The 19,868-nt window shown below is 52.8% G+C and carries 18 protein-coding genes and 1 pseudogene; 8 read left to right on the forward strand and 11 right to left on the reverse strand.

The genetic code is table 11. The annotated features are described in order from the left end of the window. Positions 1–71: 71 nt before the first annotated feature. The 4 genes from yiaY to OGW44_RS07355 all read left to right on the forward strand — a co-directional run bounded on the left by yiaY (position 72) and on the right by OGW44_RS07355 (position 4,504). The gene (gene yiaY, locus OGW44_RS07340; RefSeq protein WP_016157737.1) at positions 72–1,223 is read left to right on the forward strand and encodes an L-threonine dehydrogenase; all 1,152 of its coding nucleotides are present in this window, start codon (positions 72–74) and stop codon (positions 1,221–1,223) included. A 92-nt stretch (positions 1,224–1,315) separates the two neighbouring features. Further along, complete coding sequence (aldB, locus tag OGW44_RS07345; protein ID WP_019078065.1) at positions 1,316–2,854, forward strand: aldehyde dehydrogenase AldB; 1,539 nt, start codon at positions 1,316–1,318, stop codon at positions 2,852–2,854. A 184-nt stretch (positions 2,855–3,038) separates the two neighbouring features. Beyond that, positions 3,039–3,362, forward strand: a complete 324-nt coding sequence (locus OGW44_RS07350) for a DUF3302 domain-containing protein (protein ID WP_003024200.1) — start codon at positions 3,039–3,041, stop codon at positions 3,360–3,362. A gap of 5 nt (positions 3,363–3,367) precedes the next feature. Continuing rightward, positions 3,368–4,504, forward strand: a complete 1,137-nt coding sequence (locus OGW44_RS07355) for an HlyD family secretion protein (protein ID WP_016154946.1) — start codon at positions 3,368–3,370, stop codon at positions 4,502–4,504. Between the two features lie 48 nt (positions 4,505–4,552). On the opposite strand, the gene OGW44_RS07360 is transcribed toward OGW44_RS07355, so the two are convergent. Continuing rightward, a complete protein-coding gene (locus OGW44_RS07360; protein WP_016157735.1) occupies positions 4,553–5,506 on the reverse strand; it encodes a LysR family transcriptional regulator in 954 nt (317 codons plus the stop codon). Between the two features lie 121 nt (positions 5,507–5,627). Between OGW44_RS07360 and OGW44_RS07365 the strand changes: the two genes are divergently transcribed. Both OGW44_RS07365 and OGW44_RS07370 read left to right on the forward strand, forming a co-directional pair. Next, positions 5,628–6,368 (forward strand): MipA/OmpV family protein, encoded by a 741-nt coding sequence (locus OGW44_RS07365; protein WP_016154944.1) that lies wholly within the window; start codon positions 5,628–5,630, stop codon positions 6,366–6,368. A 108-nt stretch (positions 6,369–6,476) separates the two neighbouring features. Beyond that, positions 6,477–6,956, forward strand: a pseudogene (locus tag OGW44_RS07370) (helix-turn-helix domain-containing protein); the annotation flags it as partial. A gap of 4 nt (positions 6,957–6,960) precedes the next feature. Here the strand turns inward: OGW44_RS07370 and araD are convergent. From araD to yiaK, 8 genes are all read right to left on the reverse strand, one after another. Beyond that, the gene (araD, locus tag OGW44_RS07375; protein ID WP_047359020.1) at positions 6,961–7,656 is read right to left on the reverse strand and encodes an L-ribulose-5-phosphate 4-epimerase; all 696 of its coding nucleotides are present in this window, start codon (positions 7,654–7,656) and stop codon (positions 6,961–6,963) included. Beyond that, positions 7,650–8,510 (reverse strand): L-ribulose-5-phosphate 3-epimerase, encoded by an 861-nt coding sequence (locus tag OGW44_RS07380; protein WP_047415838.1) that lies wholly within the window; start codon positions 8,508–8,510, stop codon positions 7,650–7,652. The genes araD and OGW44_RS07380 overlap by 7 nt, the downstream gene beginning before the upstream one ends. Then, complete coding sequence (gene ulaD / locus OGW44_RS07385) at positions 8,503–9,165, reverse strand: 3-keto-L-gulonate-6-phosphate decarboxylase UlaD (protein WP_185654954.1); 663 nt, start codon at positions 9,163–9,165, stop codon at positions 8,503–8,505. The genes OGW44_RS07380 and ulaD overlap by 8 nt, the downstream gene beginning before the upstream one ends. Continuing rightward, positions 9,165–10,667, reverse strand: a complete 1,503-nt coding sequence (locus OGW44_RS07390) for an FGGY-family carbohydrate kinase (protein WP_185654914.1) — start codon at positions 10,665–10,667, stop codon at positions 9,165–9,167. Before OGW44_RS07390 ends, ulaD begins: the two co-directional genes overlap by 1 nt. Positions 10,668–10,765: 98 nt before the next feature. Then, a complete protein-coding gene (locus OGW44_RS07395; RefSeq protein WP_075848034.1) occupies positions 10,766–12,085 on the reverse strand; it encodes an MFS transporter in 1,320 nt (439 codons plus the stop codon). A 31-nt stretch (positions 12,086–12,116) separates the two neighbouring features. Next, the gene (locus OGW44_RS07400; RefSeq protein ID WP_047415844.1) at positions 12,117–13,049 is read right to left on the reverse strand and encodes a DUF4862 family protein; all 933 of its coding nucleotides are present in this window, start codon (positions 13,047–13,049) and stop codon (positions 12,117–12,119) included. A 13-nt stretch (positions 13,050–13,062) separates the two neighbouring features. Continuing rightward, positions 13,063–13,527 (reverse strand): YhcH/YjgK/YiaL family protein, encoded by a 465-nt coding sequence (locus OGW44_RS07405; protein WP_115190069.1) that lies wholly within the window; start codon positions 13,525–13,527, stop codon positions 13,063–13,065. Positions 13,528–13,538: 11 nt separating this feature from the next. After that, positions 13,539–14,537 (reverse strand): 3-dehydro-L-gulonate 2-dehydrogenase, encoded by a 999-nt coding sequence (gene yiaK / locus OGW44_RS07410; protein WP_137366826.1) that lies wholly within the window; start codon positions 14,535–14,537, stop codon positions 13,539–13,541. Positions 14,538–14,754: 217 nt separating this feature from the next. On the opposite strand from yiaK, the gene yiaJ reads away from it, so the two are divergent. Both yiaJ and OGW44_RS07420 read left to right on the forward strand, forming a co-directional pair. After that, complete coding sequence (yiaJ, locus tag OGW44_RS07415) at positions 14,755–15,570, forward strand: IclR family transcriptional regulator YiaJ (RefSeq protein ID WP_016154934.1); 816 nt, start codon at positions 14,755–14,757, stop codon at positions 15,568–15,570. Between the two features lie 117 nt (positions 15,571–15,687). Beyond that, positions 15,688–16,161: a 4Fe-4S binding protein gene (locus tag OGW44_RS07420; protein ID WP_049042776.1), complete on the forward strand. Its 474-nt coding sequence runs from the start codon at positions 15,688–15,690 to the stop codon at positions 16,159–16,161. Between the two features lie 36 nt (positions 16,162–16,197). Here the strand turns inward: OGW44_RS07420 and avtA are convergent, their stop codons facing one another. After that, positions 16,198–17,448, reverse strand: a complete 1,251-nt coding sequence (avtA, locus tag OGW44_RS07425) for a valine--pyruvate transaminase (protein WP_353622526.1) — start codon at positions 17,446–17,448, stop codon at positions 16,198–16,200. A gap of 176 nt (positions 17,449–17,624) precedes the next feature. Further along, positions 17,625–19,655: an alpha-amylase gene (malS, locus tag OGW44_RS07430; RefSeq protein ID WP_080859287.1), complete on the reverse strand. Its 2,031-nt coding sequence runs from the start codon at positions 19,653–19,655 to the stop codon at positions 17,625–17,627. Between the last annotated feature and the right edge of the window lie 213 nt (positions 19,656–19,868).

The raw sequence follows: 19,868 nt of genomic DNA on the forward strand, positions 1-19,868 counted from the left end.
CCACGATCATATTTTGTTGGATATTTCACTCGTATGCTTCCTGACTCTTTAGAGTAATTAAGGATCGTACAATGGCTGCTTCAACATTTTTTATTCCTTCCGTGAATGTAATCGGCGCTGATTCATTAAAAGACGCAATGAATACAATGGCGGAATATGGTTTTCGTCGTACGCTGATTGTCACGGATGCCATGCTGACAAAATTAGGTATGGCTGGCGAGATTCAAAAAGCATTACAGGAACGTGATATTTTCAGCGTCATTTTCGACGGTACGCATCCTAATCCCACGACCAGTAACGTCGCTGCTGGCCTGCATATACTGAAAGAAAACGAATGTGATAGCGTTATTTCCCTCGGCGGCGGTTCTCCGCACGATTGTGCGAAGGGCATTGCGCTGGTGGCGGCTAACGGCGGCGATATTCGCGATTACGAAGGTGTGGACCGTTCTGCAAAACCACAACTGCCGATGATCGCCATTAACACCACCGCGGGCACGGCATCTGAGATGACCCGTTTCTGCATCATTACCGATGAAGTACGTCACATTAAAATGGCGATTGTGGATAAGCACGTTACGCCGCTGCTGTCCGTTAATGACTCCTCGCTGATGGTCGGCATGCCGAAGTCCCTGACAGCGGCAACCGGTATGGATGCGCTGACCCACGCCATTGAAGCCTACGTTTCTATTGCTGCAACGCCGATTACCGATGCGTGCGCGTTGAAAGCGGTCACCATGATTGCGGAAAACCTGCCGGTCGCCGTTGCAGATGGCAGCAATGCTCAGGCGCGCGAAGCCATGGCTTACGCGCAGTTCCTCGCGGGCATGGCCTTTAACAACGCTTCTCTTGGTTATGTGCACGCAATGGCGCACCAGTTGGGCGGCTTCTACGATCTGCCGCACGGTGTATGTAACGCAGTGCTGCTGCCGCATGTGCAGGTCTTCAATAGCAAAGTGGCTGCCGCTCGCCTGCGTGATTGCGCTGAGGCAATGGGCGTGGATGTTGCTGGCTTGAGCGCAGAGCAAGGGGCGGAAGCCTGCATCGCGGCGATCCGCGAACTGGCGCAGAAAGTGAATATCCCGGCCGGTCTGCGTGAGTTGAACGTGAAGGAAGAGGATATTGCCGTACTGGCGACCAATGCTCTGAAAGATGCCTGCGGTTTCACTAACCCGATTCAGGCGACTCATGAAGAAATCATGGCGATTTATCGCGCTGCTATGTAATTCGTGATACCTGTCGTAAAGCAGTAAATGGCTGGCGAATAATTCGCCAGCCCCGTCTACCCTTGTAGTACCCCTACAGCAAGGAGATGGTCATGACCAATAACCCCCCTTCAACGCGTATTTATCCCGGCGAGTATGGTTACCCTCTGAAGTTAAAAGCCCGATACGATAACTTTATCGGCGGTGACTGGGTTGCCCCGGTGGACGGCGAGTATTACCAAAACCTGACGCCGGTAACCGGGCAATTACTGTGCGAAGTGGCCTCTTCCGGCAAAAAGGATATCGATCTGGCACTGGATGCCGCGCACAAAGTAAAAGACAAGTGGGCACAGACATCCGTGCAGGACAGGGCAGCGATACTGTTCAAAATCGCCGATCGTATGGAGCAAAACCTGGAACTGCTGGCGACGGCAGAAACCTGGGATAACGGTAAGCCCATCCGCGAAACCAGCGCGGCAGATGTTCCGCTGGCGATTGACCATTTCCGCTATTTCGCTTCCTGTATTCGTGCGCAGGAAGGGGGAATAAGCGAGGTTGATAGCGAGACCGTGGCTTATCACTTCCATGAACCTCTTGGCGTGGTAGGGCAAATTATCCCGTGGAACTTCCCGCTGCTGATGGCCAGCTGGAAGATGGCGCCCGCGCTGGCGGCGGGTAACTGCGTCGTGCTTAAACCCGCGCGCCTCACGCCGCTGTCCGTGCTGTTGCTGATGGAAGTCATCGGCGATCTGCTCCCGCCGGGCGTGGTGAACGTGGTAAACGGTGCGGGTGGGGAAATCGGTGAGTATCTGGCGACGTCTAAACGCATTGCGAAAGTGGCGTTTACCGGCTCAACGGAAGTTGGGCAGCAGATCATGCAATACGCCACGCAGAACATTATTCCCGTCACGCTGGAGCTGGGTGGGAAATCGCCCAATATCTTCTTCGCTGATGTGATGGATGAAGAGGATGCGTTTTTTGACAAAGCGCTGGAAGGTTTCGCGCTGTTTGCCTTCAATCAGGGTGAAGTGTGTACCTGTCCGAGCCGTGCGTTAGTACAGGAATCTATTTACGAACGTTTTATGGAAAGAGCTATTCGCCGGGTGGAGAGTATTCGCAGCGGCAACCCGTTAGACAGCGTGACGCAAATGGGTGCGCAGGTCTCGCATGGTCAACTGGAAACCATTTTGAATTACATCGATATTGGTAAGAAAGAAGGGGCTGATGTTCTCACCGGTGGGCGGCGCAAGCAACTGGATGGCGACTTAAAAGAAGGTTATTACCTCGAACCAACCATTCTGTTTGGCAAGAACAACATGCGGGTTTTCCAGGAAGAGATCTTCGGGCCCGTGCTGGCCGTCACGACCTTTAAAACCATGGAAGAGGCGCTGGAAATCGCCAATGACACCCAATATGGGCTTGGCGCTGGTGTCTGGAGCCGTAATGGAAATCTGGCGTACAAGATGGGCCGTGGGATTCAGGCGGGGCGTGTTTGGACCAACTGTTACCATGCTTACCCGGCCCATGCGGCATTCGGTGGCTATAAGCAGTCGGGCATCGGGCGCGAGACGCATAAGATGATGCTCGAGCATTATCAGCAAACCAAATGTCTGCTGGTGAGCTACTCAGATAAACCGCTGGGACTATTTTAATTTCTCATCACTTATTGCCCGGTTTTGCGCCGGGCATATCTTTATTCTGCAGTTATATATAAACCCATATATCGTTATATAAATAAGACGATTGCATCCAATCTGGTCATTCCACTACTATTATCAACTCTATTGTGTAAATCAAATTGCAGCCGAATTTTCAATTTAAATCCCTGAGGCAAATATGTTCCTTAATTATTTTGCATTAGGAGTGCTTATTTTTGTATTCCTGGTCATTTTTTACGGGATTATTATTCTGCATGATATTCCCTATCTCATTGCAAAGAAACGTAACCATCCTCATGCTGACGCAATACATGTCGCGGGCTGGGTGAGTTTGTTTACCTTACATGTCATTTGGCCCTTTTTATGGATCTGGGCAACGCTTTATCGCCCGGAACGCGGGTGGGGTATGCAAAGCGCGGATTCTTCCCTGATTCAGTTGCAGGCCAGGGTTGCCGATCTGGAAAAGAAACTGGGTGAGGCGAAGACCTCTCCGGCGGAGTAATATCGATGGATTTATTGATCGTTCTGACCTATGTGGCGTGCGCATGGTCAATATTTAAGATTTTTAAAATTCCTGCCAATAAATGGACAGTACCCACTGCAGCATTGGGCGGTATATTCATTGTTTGCGGGCTTATATTACTGATGAATTATAACCATCCGTATACATTTAAGGCGCAAAAGGCGGTAATTTCTATTCCCGTAGTACCGCAGGTCACGGGGGTCGTGACGGAAGTGACGGATAAGAAGAATACGCTGATCAAAAAAGGTGAGGTACTGTTTAAACTTAATCCGGGACGTTATCAGGCACGAGTTGATCGCCTGAAAGCTGATATTGTCACCGCACAACATAAAGAGCAGGTGCTGGTGGCGCAGTTAGACGAAATGCAAGCCAACACGCAGCGGGCAAAGGCTACGCGTGACAAGCTAGCTAAAGATTACCAGCGCTATGCGCAGGGGAGCCAGGCGAAGGTCAATCCTTTTTCTGAACGCGATATCGATGCTGCGCGGCAAAACTATCTGGCGCAGGAAGCAGCGGTGAAATCCTCCGTTGCGGAACAACAGCAAATCCAGAGTCAGTTAGACAGCCTGGTGCAGGGTGAGAATTCGCAAATTGCCAGCCTGAAAGCGCAGTTAGCCGAAGCGGAGTTCAACCTGGACCAGACAGTGGTTCGCGCGCCCAGCGATGGTTACGTTACGCAGGTGCTGATGCGACCGGGAACCTATGCCGCCGCGCTGCCTATGCGTCCGGTGATGGTGTTTATTCCGGATCAAAAACGGCAAATTATCGCCCAGTTCCGGCAAAACTCGTTGCTGCGATTGGAGCCAGGCGATGAAGCTGAAGTGGTGTTTAACGCCCTGCCGGGTAAGGTTTTCAGCGGCAAACTGGCTGCCATCAGTCCGGCCGTACCGGGGGGAACATACCAGTCGAATGGGGCGCTGCAATCCTTAAATTCTACGCCCGGATCGGAAGGGGTGATCGCCACAATTGAGCTGAATGATAATGTGGATGTGAACGCTCTGCCTGATGGGATTTATGCGCAGGTCGCGGTTTATTCTGATCACTTCACCCATGTGTCAGTGATGCGTAAGGTTCTGCTGCGTATGACCAGTTGGGTGCATTATCTGTATCTCGATCACTAGGCGCAGGCTATTTTGCTTACCATTTTGAACCTGGTACCCTAATTTCGCTTACTCAGGCTGCTGTTCCAGCGCCTGAGTAAGTTGCTGGCGGATCTCTGCCAACATCTCATCAAGAATAAACTGTACCCGCCATGGCTGATATTCACGTTTGCGGAAAATCACCACCAAATCCAGCCACCATTCATGTTGTTCTGAGAAACATGGAACCAGCGACCCGGATTCAACATCTTTTTGCACACTCGCATTTGGCGCAAAAACAATGCCCAGATGGTTACGTGCCAGCGCCAGTGCAGATTGTGTATTGTCGCAGACATAATTTCCGGTTACCCGATAATCGTGCATCTCCTTGCCTCCGGCAGAAGTGAAACGCCAGATATTAGCCTCATCTATCATCATGGAATCAATCAGGATACAGGAATGTTCTTCCAGTTCATCAGGGCTACTAATAGGATGTGCTTTGATATACTCAGGGCTGGCAAAAGCCGTCACCGCATACTTAGTAATGAAACTGGCAACCAGAGATTCATCTTTAGGATGCGCATAGGTAATTAAAATATCACAATCTTCAGGGAAGTCGACACCTTCAAAAAATGCCTTTCGTTCCAGGTTACATGTTTTAAGTGAGAGGCTAATTCCACCGATATCCTGAATTTTTGCGATCACATGTTGCGATAAATAAGCAATTATGCCCGTCGGAGCATATACGGTTACCCGGCCACGTTTTTCGTGCTTATAATCAGCAATGAAATTATTGAGCTGATCGTTTCTGTCCAACATGTCATTGATGTAAGGAAGCAGCGCTGTACCAAACGGTGTGAGGGTGAGCTGTCGAGTGGTGCGATCAAATACCTTTAGTCCAACTTTGGATTCAAAATCAGCAAGATACTTACTAACGTTGGCTTGTGCGATGCCGAGAACCGTAGCGGCATGACTGATGTTTTCACTGGCAGCAATTACCGAAATAATCTTCAGTTCCCGGTGTTTGAGTTGTAATTTGTTCATTGCCAAACCCAATATATATATGTTTGTATATATTACTATATAAATATGAATCTTGCACCGATGAAATTGTAAGCATTATTATGCACGCGTTTTGTATCTTATTTTAAAATGGAATGTGGGCATGTTAATTAAACGCAATATTGTGGCGCTATTCGCCTTTTCATTTATGGCGAGCGCAACTGCCGCAGAATTTTCTATTGGCGGCGGCGCTGTATATAACGAATCTCCTTATCGTGGATATAATGATAACGTTCACGCAGTACCGCTTGTCAGTTATGAAAGTGAATCATTTTATTTTAGGCAAACAACGTTAGGTTATATTCTTTCAAAAAATGAAAGTAATGAATTTAGCATTACTGCCTCGTACATGCCGCTTGAGTTTGATCCGGGTGATAACGACGATCAAGCGATGAAGCAACTGAACAAGCGTGACGCAACCGCGATGGCGGGTGCTGCATGGTATCACCATGAGAAATGGGGCAGCGTGAAAGTCTCCGCAGCAGCGGATGTGCTGGACAACAGCAACGGTTGGGTTGGCGAAATGTCTCTGTTTCGCCAAATGCCGATGGGCAAGCTGACGCTGACGCCGGCGATTGGCGTGCTCTACTATGACGAAAACTTCAACGAATATTACTACGGCATCTCTGGCAATGAATCCCGCCGTAGTGGGTTATCAAGCTACTCCCCTGGCGATAGCTGGACACCGTATGTTGGTCTGTCCGCTAAATACGCATTGACCAGCAATCTGACGCTGCTGGCCAGCGCCAACTATAGTGCGCTGCCAGATGATATTAAAAATAGCCCGATGGTTGACCGTGATGACAGCTTTACCTTTATGTCCGGTCTGACCTGGCGTTTCTGATTCTCACCCGTTTGTCCTCAGGGAGGAGGGCAATCTTTTCAATGCGGTAGACCGGATAAGACCCGAAGCATCGTCATCCGGCATGCCTTCAGTTACTACTCGTTTACCCAGATACGCATTTCGCTGTTTCGCCAGTTCTTACGCGAGCAGGAAAATATTCATCGCAGCGTTGCGTTGGAACTGATCCTACTGCTGATTTTGCAGCAAATCTCCGCGGCGGCTAGCGAGCAACCCGCAGATAGCCCCGGTAATGCGCTGGCATGGAAAGCGCAACAAATAATCCACACCCAGTTCCACCTGCCGATTAGTGCTTCAACTCTGGCGAAAGAGCTGCATTGCAATGCGGATTATCTGGGGCGTGTATTCCGTAGCGCTTTCAGGCTGACGCTAACTGAAGCATTGCATCGCCAGCGGGTAAGAGCGGCAGAAAAACTGTTGATCAGTGGCTCGCTGTCGCTTACCGAAGTGGCGATAAAATGTGGATTTAATGATGTGGGTTACTTTCGCAAAATCTTTCGCAAGCATACCAGCCTGACACCCGCAGCGTGGAAACGGCGCTATTGCAAAGAGCATATTAATAGCGCCTGACCCGTTACTGCCCGTAATACGCGTTCACACCGTGTTTGCGCAGATAGTGTTTATCCAGCAACTCCGACTGCATATCCGGCAACTGAGGGGCTAACTGGCGCGAGAACAGCCCCATATAGGCGCACTCTTCGAGCACCACGGCGTTATGTACGGCGTCTGCGGCATCTTTACCCCAGGCGAACGGACCGTGTGAATGCACTAATACCGCCGGAACCTGCAGCGGATTAAGATCGCGTTGCTCAAAGGTCTGAATAATGACCTCACCGGTTTGATATTCATATTCGCCGTTAATCTCCTCAACGGTCATCAGACGAGTACACGGAATAGAACCATAGAAATAATCGGCATGTGTGGTACCCCATGCCGGGAGATCAAGACCCGCCTGTGACCAGATCGTCGCGTGGCGTGAATGGGTGTGGACGATCCCACCGATTTCAGGGTAGCGACGGTACAGCGCCAGATGGGTTGGCGTGTCTGAGGAGGGTTTTTTACTGCCTTCAACCACATTGCCGCTGGCAATATCCACCACCACCATATCGTCGGCGGCCATCACGTCATATTCCACGCCGGACGGCTTAATCACCATCAGCTTACGCGTTTCATCCACCGCGCTGACGTTACCCCAGGTAAAGGTGACTAAACCATGAGCCGGAAGCGCCAGATTGGCCGCCAGCACCTCGGCCTTCAGTTGTTCTAACATGGAAATCCTCCTTCCTGCATACGTGCTTCTATCCAGCGTCGCGCCTGGATAATTTCCAGTACCGGCTCATTCGCTTTTTCAGTCCACATTTCAATCAGAAACGATCCGCGATAGTTCAGCTCATGCAGCGTTTTGAAGATACCGACAAAGTCCACGCACCCTTCGCCAAAAGGCACATCGCGAAACTGGCCCGGATGGGTTTCGGTTACCGGTAGCGTGTCTTTCAGGTGGATAGCGGCGATACGGTCGATGCCCAGCGTCAATTCGGCAGTGACGTCATTTCCCCAGGCGCTGAGATTGCCTACGTCCGGATAGACGGTGAACCACGGCGATGACAGCATTTCGTCCCACTTTTTCCACTTGCTAATCGAGTTCATAAAAGCGGTATCCATAATTTCTACCGCCAGCATGACCTGCGCGGCGGCGGCTTGCTCGACTGCCCATGCCAGCCCTTCGGCAAAGCGCTGCTGCGTACCTTCGTCATGTTCCTCGTAATAGACGTCGTAACCTGCCAGTTGAATGGTGCGAATACCGAGATCGCGCGCCAGACGAATGGCTTTGGTCATGATGTCGCGCGCCCGAACGCGGACTGATTCATCGCGGCTGCCAAAGGGAAAACGGCGGTGGGCGGACAGGCACATTGAGGGGATTGCCACGCCGGTTTCCAGCATCGCGCTCACCAGCGATGCGCGCTGAGCGGGGCTCCAGTCGAGACGCGACAGACGTTCATCGGTTTCATCCACCGACATCTCGACGAAATCAAAACCGCAGCTTTTCGCCAGCACCAAACGCTCCGGCCAGGAGAGGTCTTTCGCCAGCGCTTTTTCATAGATACCTAACGGATGATTACGCATATTGTGCTCCCCAGATGGCGTCGATTTGCGCATGGAATTCAGCGGCAACCTGCGTTGGGTTTTGCGCCCCAGCCAGCGCGCGTCCGGCGATAAAGGCTTTGACGTTGATATCGCGAAACAGCGGCAGGTTGGCGGGCGTAATCCCGCCGGTAATTGACAACTCCAGACCGATATCGGAAAGCGCTTTCATGCGCGCCAGATCCGCTTCTCCCCACTGTTGCCCGCTGGCCTGGGCATCGCGCCCACGATGGTAAATCGCCTGGCGAACCCCAACGCGATACCAGTCACGGGCGTCATCCAGCGTCCAGTTGCCGAACAGTTCCATCTGAATTTCGCCGCCGCAGGACTGCGCGACGCCATGGCCTTTCTCTACTGTCGCCAGCGGCGCAGCGCAGATGATGGTCATCCAGTTAGCGCCAGCGCCAAACGCTTGCTGTGCAAGGGTTTCGCCCGCATCGGCTACCTTCCAGTCGGCGACGATGATTTTATTTGGGCACTGGGCGCGCAGCGCTTTGACGGCGCTAAGGCCTTCGGTTAAGCAGAGAATCGTTCCCGCTTCAACGATATCGACACTTTCTTGTAGCAGTGCGACATCGCGCTGGGCTGCCTGCAGGTTGGTGTGGTCGAGCGCCAGTTGCAGTAATGGTCGACTCATCATTCATGCTCCTTAATGCGGGCGTGATAGCCCTGTAGTGCGGTAATTAAATCTATGTATTGGCGATATTTACGCTGGTAGCTCGCATGCGCGGCGGCGTCTGGCAGCAGTGTGCGCACTGGGTGCTGTAAGCTGCGCTGCGCGTCGCTGAAATTGTGATAAACGCCGGTGCCTACGCGGGCGGCGAGCGCTGCGCCAAAGCAGCCGGTCTCTTCAATCTGCGGCAGCTCGATACGTAAGCCGCTGACGTCTGCCAGCATTTGCATCCAGATGTCGGAGTGCGCCGGACCTCCGGTGACGCGCAGGGTATGTGCTTGCGTAAAACGTTCACGCATGCGGTTCAGGTGGGTCATGTGGCTGAAAACCACGCCTTCGTAGATGGCCTGTAATAAGTGGGCGCGAGTGTGTATAGCCTGCATGCCATAAAAGCCGCTGGTCATCTCCAGCCCGGCGTTACTGCCGTACAAAAAGGGCAGGAAGAAAAGCGCGCTACCGGCTTTCGGTAAACTGGCGACGGCCTGATTGATCTCATCAAAAGAGAGTTCGCCCCACTGAGCGGTAAACCATTCCAGATTGCCGGAGGAGGTCGGACTGGCTTCATGAACGATGTACTGCCCGTCATTCACATAGCGGCCATAAACATAGGGATGAGGCTCGTGGTCGCGCAGCCTGTGAGCGATCCCGCTGGTGACAGCCCACGTTCCCATCACCGCATTAAGGGTGTGCTCATCTTCGATACCGGCGCAGAGTGCGGTGGAAACCACATCAAACAGGCCGCCGACGACGGGCGTACCCGCCGCCAGACCGGTGATGGCGGCTGTCTGAGCGGTGATTTCCCCGCATATTTCTGCTGACCCCACGATGGGGGGCAGGGCATGGTCGATTTCACTGATACCCAGCCACTGAGTCAGCCTCGGGTCGTACTGACCCGTGGTCATGTTGTAGAGGTTCGACTCGGAGATATTGCTCTCTTCGCAGCCTTTGACGCCGGTTAAGCACCAGCGCAGGTAGTCATGACCCATCATGACGCTACCAATTTGCGCGTAGCGCTGAGGGGTGTTCTCTTTCACCCAGCGCAGGAGCGATGCCGGATGCCCGGTCCACAATGTCTGGCGGGTGACCGGGTAGAGCTGCTCAGGGATCCCATCCTGCTGCCAGCGCTGTACGATGTCCATCGCACGTCGGTCAGAAGAGAGAATGGCATTACCTAGCGGCTTATCTTGCTTATCAAGTAGGAACAGGCCTTTGCCATGAGCGGATATACCGACACCTTTGATTTGCTCGCCGCAGACACCTGTACGCTTTAACAGCCCGGCAATGGTCGCGACGCACTGTTGCCACAGTTGATGCATATCGCGTTCGGCGTACCCGGGTAATGGCGATATTGTCTGCAGCGATTGCCGGTTAATTCCCTGCTCATGACCTTTGGCATCATACAAACCCGCTTTCAGATAGGTCCCGCCGCAATCAATACCCAGCCAGAAGGTCGCTTTCTCACTCATCTTTGTTATCTCATTTTTGCCGGATGGCGCTACGCTTATCCGGCCTACGACGGTTGCTACCTGTAGGCCCGGTAAGCGAAGCGCCACCGGGCATTGTTTTAAGCTGTACGTTTATGTGGATTCAGCGTCTTTAGCGGCGCGGCGCCGGCATCGCATTTCGCTGGCAGCAGCAGGGCCATCAGCGCGGCCAGAGCCAGTGAAATTGCCAGGCAGTAAACGCCCGCATCTTTGCTGTACAGGGTGATGAGTACGCCGACCGCGTAAGGACCGCAAAAGCCACCGAGGTTGCCGAGAGCGTTGATGACCCCACGTGCGCCACCGGCCATTTCCGCGCTGAACAAACGCGCCGGAATAGTCCAGAACACGCCCGCAGCCGATTGCAGGAAGAATCCGCAGCCGACCAGCGCGGCATAAGCCAGCCAGACGTTATTTTTCAGCGCCACAGAGAGGAACATGCACAGGGCAAAGCCAGTCAGCGGCAGGCAGACGAACAGCTTGCGTTTACCGGTGCGGTCAGAGAGAGAAGAGAACAGGAACATCCCGGCAATTGCGCCGACGTAAGGCAGAATGGCGAGCATGCCGACCTGCCCCATGCTGCTGTGAGTCAACTCTTTGAGAATGGTCGGCAGCCACAGGGTGTAACCGTAAATCCCGGTCTGATAGAAGAAGTTCAGCGCGATTAGCTGCCACATGGTTTTATCGGAAAGTACTGCGCCCAGAGAGGCATTTTTGACTTCGGTTCCGGCAATGGCTTTTTGCTCGGCGGCCAGCGTTTCCACCAGGTAATTTTTCTCGGCGTCAGAGATCCAGCGCGCTTCCTGCGGACGGTCGTAAACGGTATAGGCCCACAGCACCAGGACGACGACAGACAGTAAACCTTCAATGATAAACAGCCAGCGCCAGTCGAGCACGGTGATGATCCAACCCGAGAGCGGGGCGGTAATGATCCCGGCAATCGGCACAAACATAATCACAATCGCATTGGCGCGACCGCGTTCGGCATCGGGGAACCAATTACTGATCATCGTCAGCACGACCGGCAGCATGCCGCCTTCGGCAACGCCGAGTAAGAAGCGCAAAACCAGCAGTTGATACTGATTCGTGATCAACCCCGTCAAAACGGAAATGACCGCCCAGGCAACCAACGACCAGCCGATAAATTTCTTGCCGCTGCCGTGTACGGCAATTTTTCCGCCGGGAACCTGTAAAAACAGATAGCCGATAAAGAAAATACCACCGGCCAGACCGGCCATGGTGGCGGAAATACCTAATTCCTCATCCATTCCGCCGGGCATCGCGAATGCGATATTGACGCGGTCCATATAAGAAATAATACAGGCGATGAGAATAGGTGGAATAATCCGTAGCCAGCGCTGACGGGGTATGTCTTGAAGTGTAGGGCGAGAGGTCATGTTCATATTAATATTCTCGTAGAGTAGTATTTTATTTTTATAGTTTTGCTTTATTTAATGCGGCGATACCGTCGCGCAATATCGCTACACGATGGTTCACATCTGCACTGGCATTTATTTCCAGCAATTTAATGCCAGAAAATTGCAATGGGTCTGCTCCTGCGCAGGCGAATAATTCGCGGGCATGGTCGGTGGCCATCAGACCTTCTGGACAGAAAGGGGCAAACGGTGCGTGTAAGTCCTGCCACTCGCCGTATTCCCCCGCAAGCGTGGTACCGGAAAACATCAGTGCGCCCAGTTTTCCAGCCCGTTGGGCCTGCTGCGTGTGGGTCAGCGGTAGGGTGAGGTTCCGTCCTTCAATGGCCGAGCGCGCCCAGTTAATGCACACGCTGATGTCATACCCGGCAATGACCTCCAGCACGTTGTCCAACGGCAGAAAACCTTTGCGCGGCGCAATACCGGTCATGGCATCACAATGTTCCAGCACCAGATCGCAGGACCAGTCCCAATTGGCTATCTCTTTAAGCGAACGGGCGAATGCGTCGGTGGCCTGCGCAACATCTGGATTGCTGGCACAGGGTGCGGCATGCAGCTCCAGCGCGATTACTTTTCCGCCGTTGGCTGCATTGATATGGTTGATTTTCTGCTGCAGATGGCGGTAATACGCCACGCAGGCTTTACGTTGTTCTTCGTCGCTGGAAGCCAGCCCAAAAGCGCTGTTTGCGCCACGACGGCGCATGGTTTCCATTATAGCTGTGACCACGATTTGCCAGTCGCCCGGTGTATGACGTAATAACCATTCGTCGCCTAACGGGTGAAGATGTTCAAGGCAGGGCTGCTCCAAACCGCGAATATCCGGGGTATCGGCGAGTTGTCGCCAGAAATCCTTCTCTTCCTCTTCACTCTTTTGGTGAAATGAGGGTGCACAGGGGTACGCACCGATAATATAACCGGCATTATTAACGCTCATGTTGTGCTCCTTTTTATAAAACTGAAATAGCGACCTTCACAACTATTTTACGGATCGGCGTGGCGACAGTTTTATGACATCCAGGGCGGTGAACATCCTGCGGGAAAAATATGGCATAACTTCCCGGAATCATTTCAATGAAAGATTCATGTTCGCTGGCGTGATAAAAAATAATATCGCGCTGTTCTAATAACGATTCACTGATTTGGTTATTCCCGGTATCAATGGCGATCCCGATTTTCTCTTCACCCCAGGCCAGAAACTGAATATCCAGATAGCGGCGATGCACCTCAGGACGATTTTCGGCAACGTCACGGGTGGTTAAATCGATAATTTGCGCGAAGATATTTTTACCGTCGATCTCCACCACGCCCGGCTCCAGTTTTTGAAAATCTGTGGTGCGCAGAAAGTCGAGCGCCCTTTCAATCGCAGCGGGCAAACGGCATGGGTTAGGTTGAGCAATATGTCCGAAGATCATGGTGTTGCTCCTTACAGGGCCTGAATTTTTGCCCAGACGCTGTCGTCAACGGTGATACCGTTCCGGCGATTTTCTTCCAGTAGCTTTGTAAACTCGTGGCCCGGCAGACGGACAGGCGTGTTTTCATCTGCGCGTTCGGCGGTGATGATGAAATCCATAATCCGCTGTAGCTTGGCATCGCGGGTGGCGCCGTCGATCAGCTTATCAACTTCAATGGCGATAAAAATCTGTGAAACGCCATATTCATCGCTGTTATCCTGGGTGACTTCCGCAACGGAGGAGCCATCAGAAAGCAGGGTGGCAATCATATCCAGCACAATCGACAGACCTGAACCTTTCCAGTAGCCCATTGGCAAAATGCGGCGGTTTTTTTCGATAACACCCGGCTCTTTGGTGAGATTGCCTTCATCATCAAAGCCACCATCTACCGGCAGTTGGCGACCGGCCAGGCGATTCACTTCCAGCATGCCGTAGGAGAACATCGACATCGACATATCAACCATGGTGATTGGTGATGAGGGGATCGCGACGATCAGCGGGTTAGTACCAATGCGGCACTCTTTCGAACCCCACGGTGGCATGACGGCAATCGAGTTAGTCCAGCAGATACCGATGTAACCTTTCTCCGCCGCCTGCCAGCCATAGCTACCGCCGCGCATCCAGTGGTTGGCGTTACGCAGTGCGACCAGGCCAATACCGTGATCGGAGGCCAGCTCAATGGCTCTGTCCATCATCTTTTTCGCCGTCAGGTTGCCGATCGAACGCTGGGCATCCCATTGTTCAATCGCCCCCAGGCTGGTAATGCGTTGCGGTTTGGCCTCAGGAATGATGTCGCCGTTATCCAATTGCTGAATAAAACGAGGAAAACGATTCACACCGTGCGAATAAACGCCGGACTCGGTGGTGCGCGCAAACATTTCGGCACAGGCATCGGCGGTTTCAACGGCAATACCGCGTGCCAGCAGTACCCGCTTGAACGCATCTTTCAACTGCTCAAAAGTGACTTTCATTCCTGTTTCCTTGTTTAAATTTGATCGCTTTTTTATCTCTAAATTTCACTATGCGAAATCTGATTTCAAATATAGCGATCAAATTTTGACAGATCAACGGGGTGGTCTATTTTTTAAAATCATCAAAATCAAATGGTTGTGTTTTTTCGGTTCAGATCGTGAACTGAAACACACTTTGCGCTACCATCAGAGCGCGACGAAAAGGGGAGCGGAAGCGATGGGCACAAAAGAGAGTGAAATGACGCAAGACAAAGAGAGGCCAGCCGGAAGTCAGAGCCTGTTCCGTGGTTTAATGTTGATTGAGATTCTGAGTAACTATCCGAATGGGTGCCCACTGGCCCATCTGTCTGAACTGGCCGGGCTGAACAAAAGTACTGTGCATCGACTCCTGCAAGGGCTGCAGTCCTGCGGATATGTCACGCCTGCACCTGCTGCGGGTAGCTATAGGTTGACCACTAAATTTATCGCCGTGGGTCAGAAGGCACTATCTTCACTGAATATCATCCATGTTGCCGCACCGCACCTCGAAGCGTTGAACATTGCCACGGGTGAAACAATCAACTTCTCAAGCCGTGAAGATGACCACGCGATTCTGATTTATAAGCTGGAACCGACGACGGGCATGCTGCGTACCCGCGCTTATATCGGTCAACATATGCCGCTGTATTGCTCCGCGATGGGTAAAATTTACATGGCGTTTGGACATGCGGATTATGTGGAATCTTATTGGGAGAGCCATCAGGATCTTATTCAGCCGCTGACCCGCAATACCATTACCGGTTTGCCGGCGATGTACGACGAATTGGCGCAGATCCGCGAAAGCAGTATGGCGATGGATCGGGAAGAGAACGAACTGGGCGTTTCCTGTATTGCTGTACCGGTGTTTGATATTCATGGTCGGGTGCCGTACGCGGTGTCAATTTCACTCTCTACTTCGCGACTTAAGCAGATAGGGGAAAAAAATCTACTCAAGCCGCTACGGGAAACCGCGCAGGCGATTTCCAATGAGCTGGGTTTTACCGTTCGCGATTAGGCGGATCGCCATAGTTGTTCAGGCACCTGACAATATTTAACCGTTTCCCCTGTCCGATCAAGGCGTCAGGGGCAACCTCTCTGGCACTCTGTGGTTTTCACGCAGACGGAGGGAGCAATGAACACGTTTATTATGGCGGATGCGGCAAAATGTATTGGGTGTCGTACCTGCGAAGTTGCTTGCGTCGTCGCGCACCAGCAGAACCAGGACTGCGCGTCGGTCTCTTCCACTGCGTTTACCCCGCGCATCCGCGTGATCAAAGACGACGCCTTTACGACGGCAGTCGCCTGCCATCAATGCGAGGACGCTCCCTGTGCAAATGTCTGCCCGACGCACGCAATTCGTCGTGAACATGGGCATATCTTCGTTGAACAGACGCGTTGTATTGGCTGTAAAAGTTGTATGCTGGCCTGCCCGTTTGGGGCAATGAATGTCGTCGCCCGCTCGTCACGGGTGCAGGCGATAAAATGCGATTTATGCTGGCACCGTGATGCGGGACCCGCGTGTGTCGAAGCCTGCCCGACCAGCGCGTTGCAGTGTATTGATGCCGTCAGTATTCAGCGCCAGCGTCTGTGTTCACTACCACAGTAATGTGAGTCCCGACCTGTGGTTAGGTCGGGACTTGCGTTAGCCTTCCTGCCAGGCGCGTTCGATCTCTTCAGCCAGAATCTTCACTCCAGCTTCGATTTTCTCAGGTTCTGGCACGTAGTTCATCCGCATGCACTGATGCGTATGCGGCCAGGGTTTATCCAGACCAGGGAAGAAGTAATCACCGGGAACCATCAGCACGCCGCGCGCTTTCAGACGCTGATACAACAGTTCGGTGGTGATAGGCAAATCTTTGAACCATAACCACAGGAAAATCGCGCCCTCCGGTTTATGAATAAGGCACCGATCTTCAGATAAATAGCGGCGAATGATCGCAATCGTCTCCTGAACGCGCTGATAATAAAACGGCTTAATCACCGTCTCGGACAGACGCAGAAGGTCGTTGCGCTTAATCATTTCGCACATGATTGCCGGACCCATTCCGCCAGGCGCGAGGCTGATAATGCCGTTCATGTTGGTGATGGCGGTGATGATTTTATCATTCGCGATAATGATGCCGCAGCGGGAGCCTGGCAGACCCAGCTTGGAAAGGCTCATGCACAGCACAATGTTGGGGTTCCACAGCGGGCGCGCTTCGCTAAAGATGATGCCGGGGAACGGTACGCCATAGGCGTTATCAATCACCAGCGGGATCCCATGCTGGTTGGCCAGCCGGTCCAGCTTCATCAGCTCTTCATCGGTGATCACGTTGCCTGTCGGGTTTGTCGGACGTGACACGCAGATCATGCCCGTCTCTTCACCGATGTGCAGGTGTTCAAAATCAACGTGATACTTAAACTGACCTTCTGGTAACAGTTCGATATTTGGACGCGCGGAGACAAAGAGATCCTCTTCCAGCCCGGAATCGGCATAGCCAATGTATTCCGGAGCTAACGGGAACAACACTTTTTGCGTTGTTCCGTCGGCGCGGCGTCCGGCGAACAGATTGAATAAGTAGAAAAATGCGCTCTGACTGCCATTTGTCAGTGCAATATTTTGTGGCTCGATATCCCAACCCTGCTTCTCACGTAGCAGTTTCGCCAGCTCAGTCAGCAGCTCGGTTTTACCTTGTGGACCATCGTAATTGCAAAGCGCATCAGTGGCTTTGCCGTTTTCCAGCATATCTGCCAGCAGAGATTGAAAGTAATTTTGCATCTCTGGAATTTGCGCCGGATTGCCGCCACCGAGCATGATGGCGCCTGGGGTGCGTAAACCGTCGTTAAGGTCCTCCATCAGGCGTGTGATGCCTGAATGGCGGGTAAATTTGTCGCCAAAAAGTGAGAATGTCATAGCAGGTGGTCTGTCGAACTGAGTAGTAAAGTGGCTAACCATAGCGCTACCCATGGCAGGGTGCAAATCAGGGGTAGCAGGCCGGATTGAGATTTTGTGCTACTGATTTTTATTTGGCTGGTTTTTAATGTTGAGTAAGGCTTCCCGCTGCGTGCACAGCGAGAAGCCTGCCGGGATCAGGGCTGACCGGCCCACACCACCATCACCTTATCGTCGCCATGCTCACGAATAAATCCGTATCCCTGCGTCAGCGGCAGCGTGATTTGTTTACCGGCGCCAATGGCGGGATGCCTGGCCCTGAACTGACTGATTCGCTGCCAGTGGGCGACGCTGGCGGCAGATTTCCCGGTCACATCCTGCCAGTTCATTTCTGAGCGCGTACCCTGTAATGGGTCTGAGCCGGTTGGGCCAAAGGGGCGGGCCGACTCGTCGCCATAAAAGAGTTGAACCGCGCCAGGTGCCAGCAGCAATAGCTCGGCGGCGTTGTCTCCACCTTCGCGGAACAGACGTGTATCGTGCGAGGAGAGATAGCTCAGGACGTTGAAGTCCTGCAATTTATCCGCCATCTGCTGCCAGGTGGGGTCCATATTTGCCAGACAATCGACGGCCTTTGCCGCCTGCTCCTGGTAGTCGAAATTGATCATCGCATCGAAGCCGTGACGGTAATAGTCGCTTTGCATCACACCGTGACCCCAGGCCTCGCCAGTCATCCAGAAGGGGTTATCATCCAGCGCTTTTTCCGGATTGGCTTTCTTCCATTCGACCAGCGCCGCGCTGGCTTGTGTTTTTAGCTGCTGCCAGGCGGGAAGCTCGACGTGTTTAGCGGTGTCGACCCGAAAGCCGTCAATCCCATAATCACGCACCCACTGACTGAGCCAGTGCGTCAGATAATCCCGGGGCGTGTAACCGGCGATGGCTTTGGCGTGCGTATCCGGCTTGTGCTGATAAAAGTTTGGCAGCCCGGAAGGCGTGGTGGATTCGGTTTTCAGATCGGGCAGGAAAGCCAGCGACATCGTCAGGTCGTCAAAGCCAGGATTGTCGTAATCGCCAATATCGGTGCGGATCCAGTTTTTTCCCCACCATTTTTCCCAACCAGCTTTATCGCTAAAGTTGATGTAATCATTGAAACTGTGCCAGCTTTGCCCGGCGGATGGCTGCCAGTCCGTCCAGCGTTCCCCGAGCGTTTTTTTCAGTTCATCGCCCGATAGGTACAGTGCCCCAAACTGATACTCCTGCATATCCGCCAGCGTGGCGTAGCCGGTATGGTTCATCACCACATCAAACAAGACACGGATGCCGCGCTGGTGTGCGCCATCAACCAGCGCGCGCAGGTCCGCTTCGTTTCCCATATTGGCGTCAAGCGTGGTCCAGTCCTGGGTGTAGTAGCCGTGGTAAGCGTAATGGGGGAAGTCCCCTTTGGCGCCACCGCCGACCCAGCCGTGGATTTGCTCAAACGGCGCGCTGATCCACAGGGCGTTGACGCCTAACTGTTGCAGGTAGTCGAGTTTGCTGGCGAGCCCGCGCAAATCGCCACCGTGGAACGTGCCAATTTCCTGCATGCCGTCGTTGCGACGCCCATAGCTATGGTCGTTACTCGGATCGCCATTCACAAAGCGGTCCGTCAGGACGAAATACACCGTGGCGTTATGCCAGTCGAAGGCTGCGGGGGCATCGGTTTCCGCCCGTTCCAGTAGCAACAGCCCGTTACTGGTTGCGGCGGGCTGTAGGGTAATCGACCCGTTTTTTACCGTTGCCGTTTGCTGGCTGTAGAAATCACGCACCACGGCACCTTCCGGGAAGGTCTGGCTCACGTCCAGCGTTAAGGGTGAACCGTCCCATTTCGGGCATTGGCGAATCTGGGTGGTGACGGTGTCCTTAGCACTTTTTACCAACAGCATCAGCGTCGGCGTACCGGAGCGGGTATCGATTTCCAGCGTGTAATCGCCGTCTTTGAATAAACGCCACTGTGGCGGCGTGCCTTCACAAGGTTTTAGCGACAGCATCTGGTTGAGTTTTATCGCATCAGCAGGCTGCCAGCACTGTTGGTCAAAATTCAGGGTTAAAGGACGGGTACCCTTCGTCAACGCTGCATGGCTGACGAATTTACCCGTACCTTCCGCTTCGAAGGTGGGAAGTCCTTGAGACGTCCATGATGAGGCGATGGCAATGCCGGGCATTAGCGCCAGCGCAACGGCGGCAAGTTTCATAGTGCTGTCCTTGATGCTGCGATTTTCGCCAGTTTGCCAGTGAAATCAGGCCGGAAACTCCTCCTTTGAGTTGATTCCGCCAGGAGGAGAAGTGAGGGTGAGCGACCGCGCGCAAAAAATGAACTGATTTTGCGATAACCTCCACATTTTCTTCGAATTAATGGCACCCAGAACTGTTAATACGTGACATAGTTTCAGAATTGGACTATTCCT

Source organism: Citrobacter sp. Cb023 (assembly GCF_030336805.1).
In the GTDB taxonomy this organism is placed as follows: domain Bacteria; phylum Pseudomonadota; class Gammaproteobacteria; order Enterobacterales; family Enterobacteriaceae; genus Citrobacter; species Citrobacter braakii.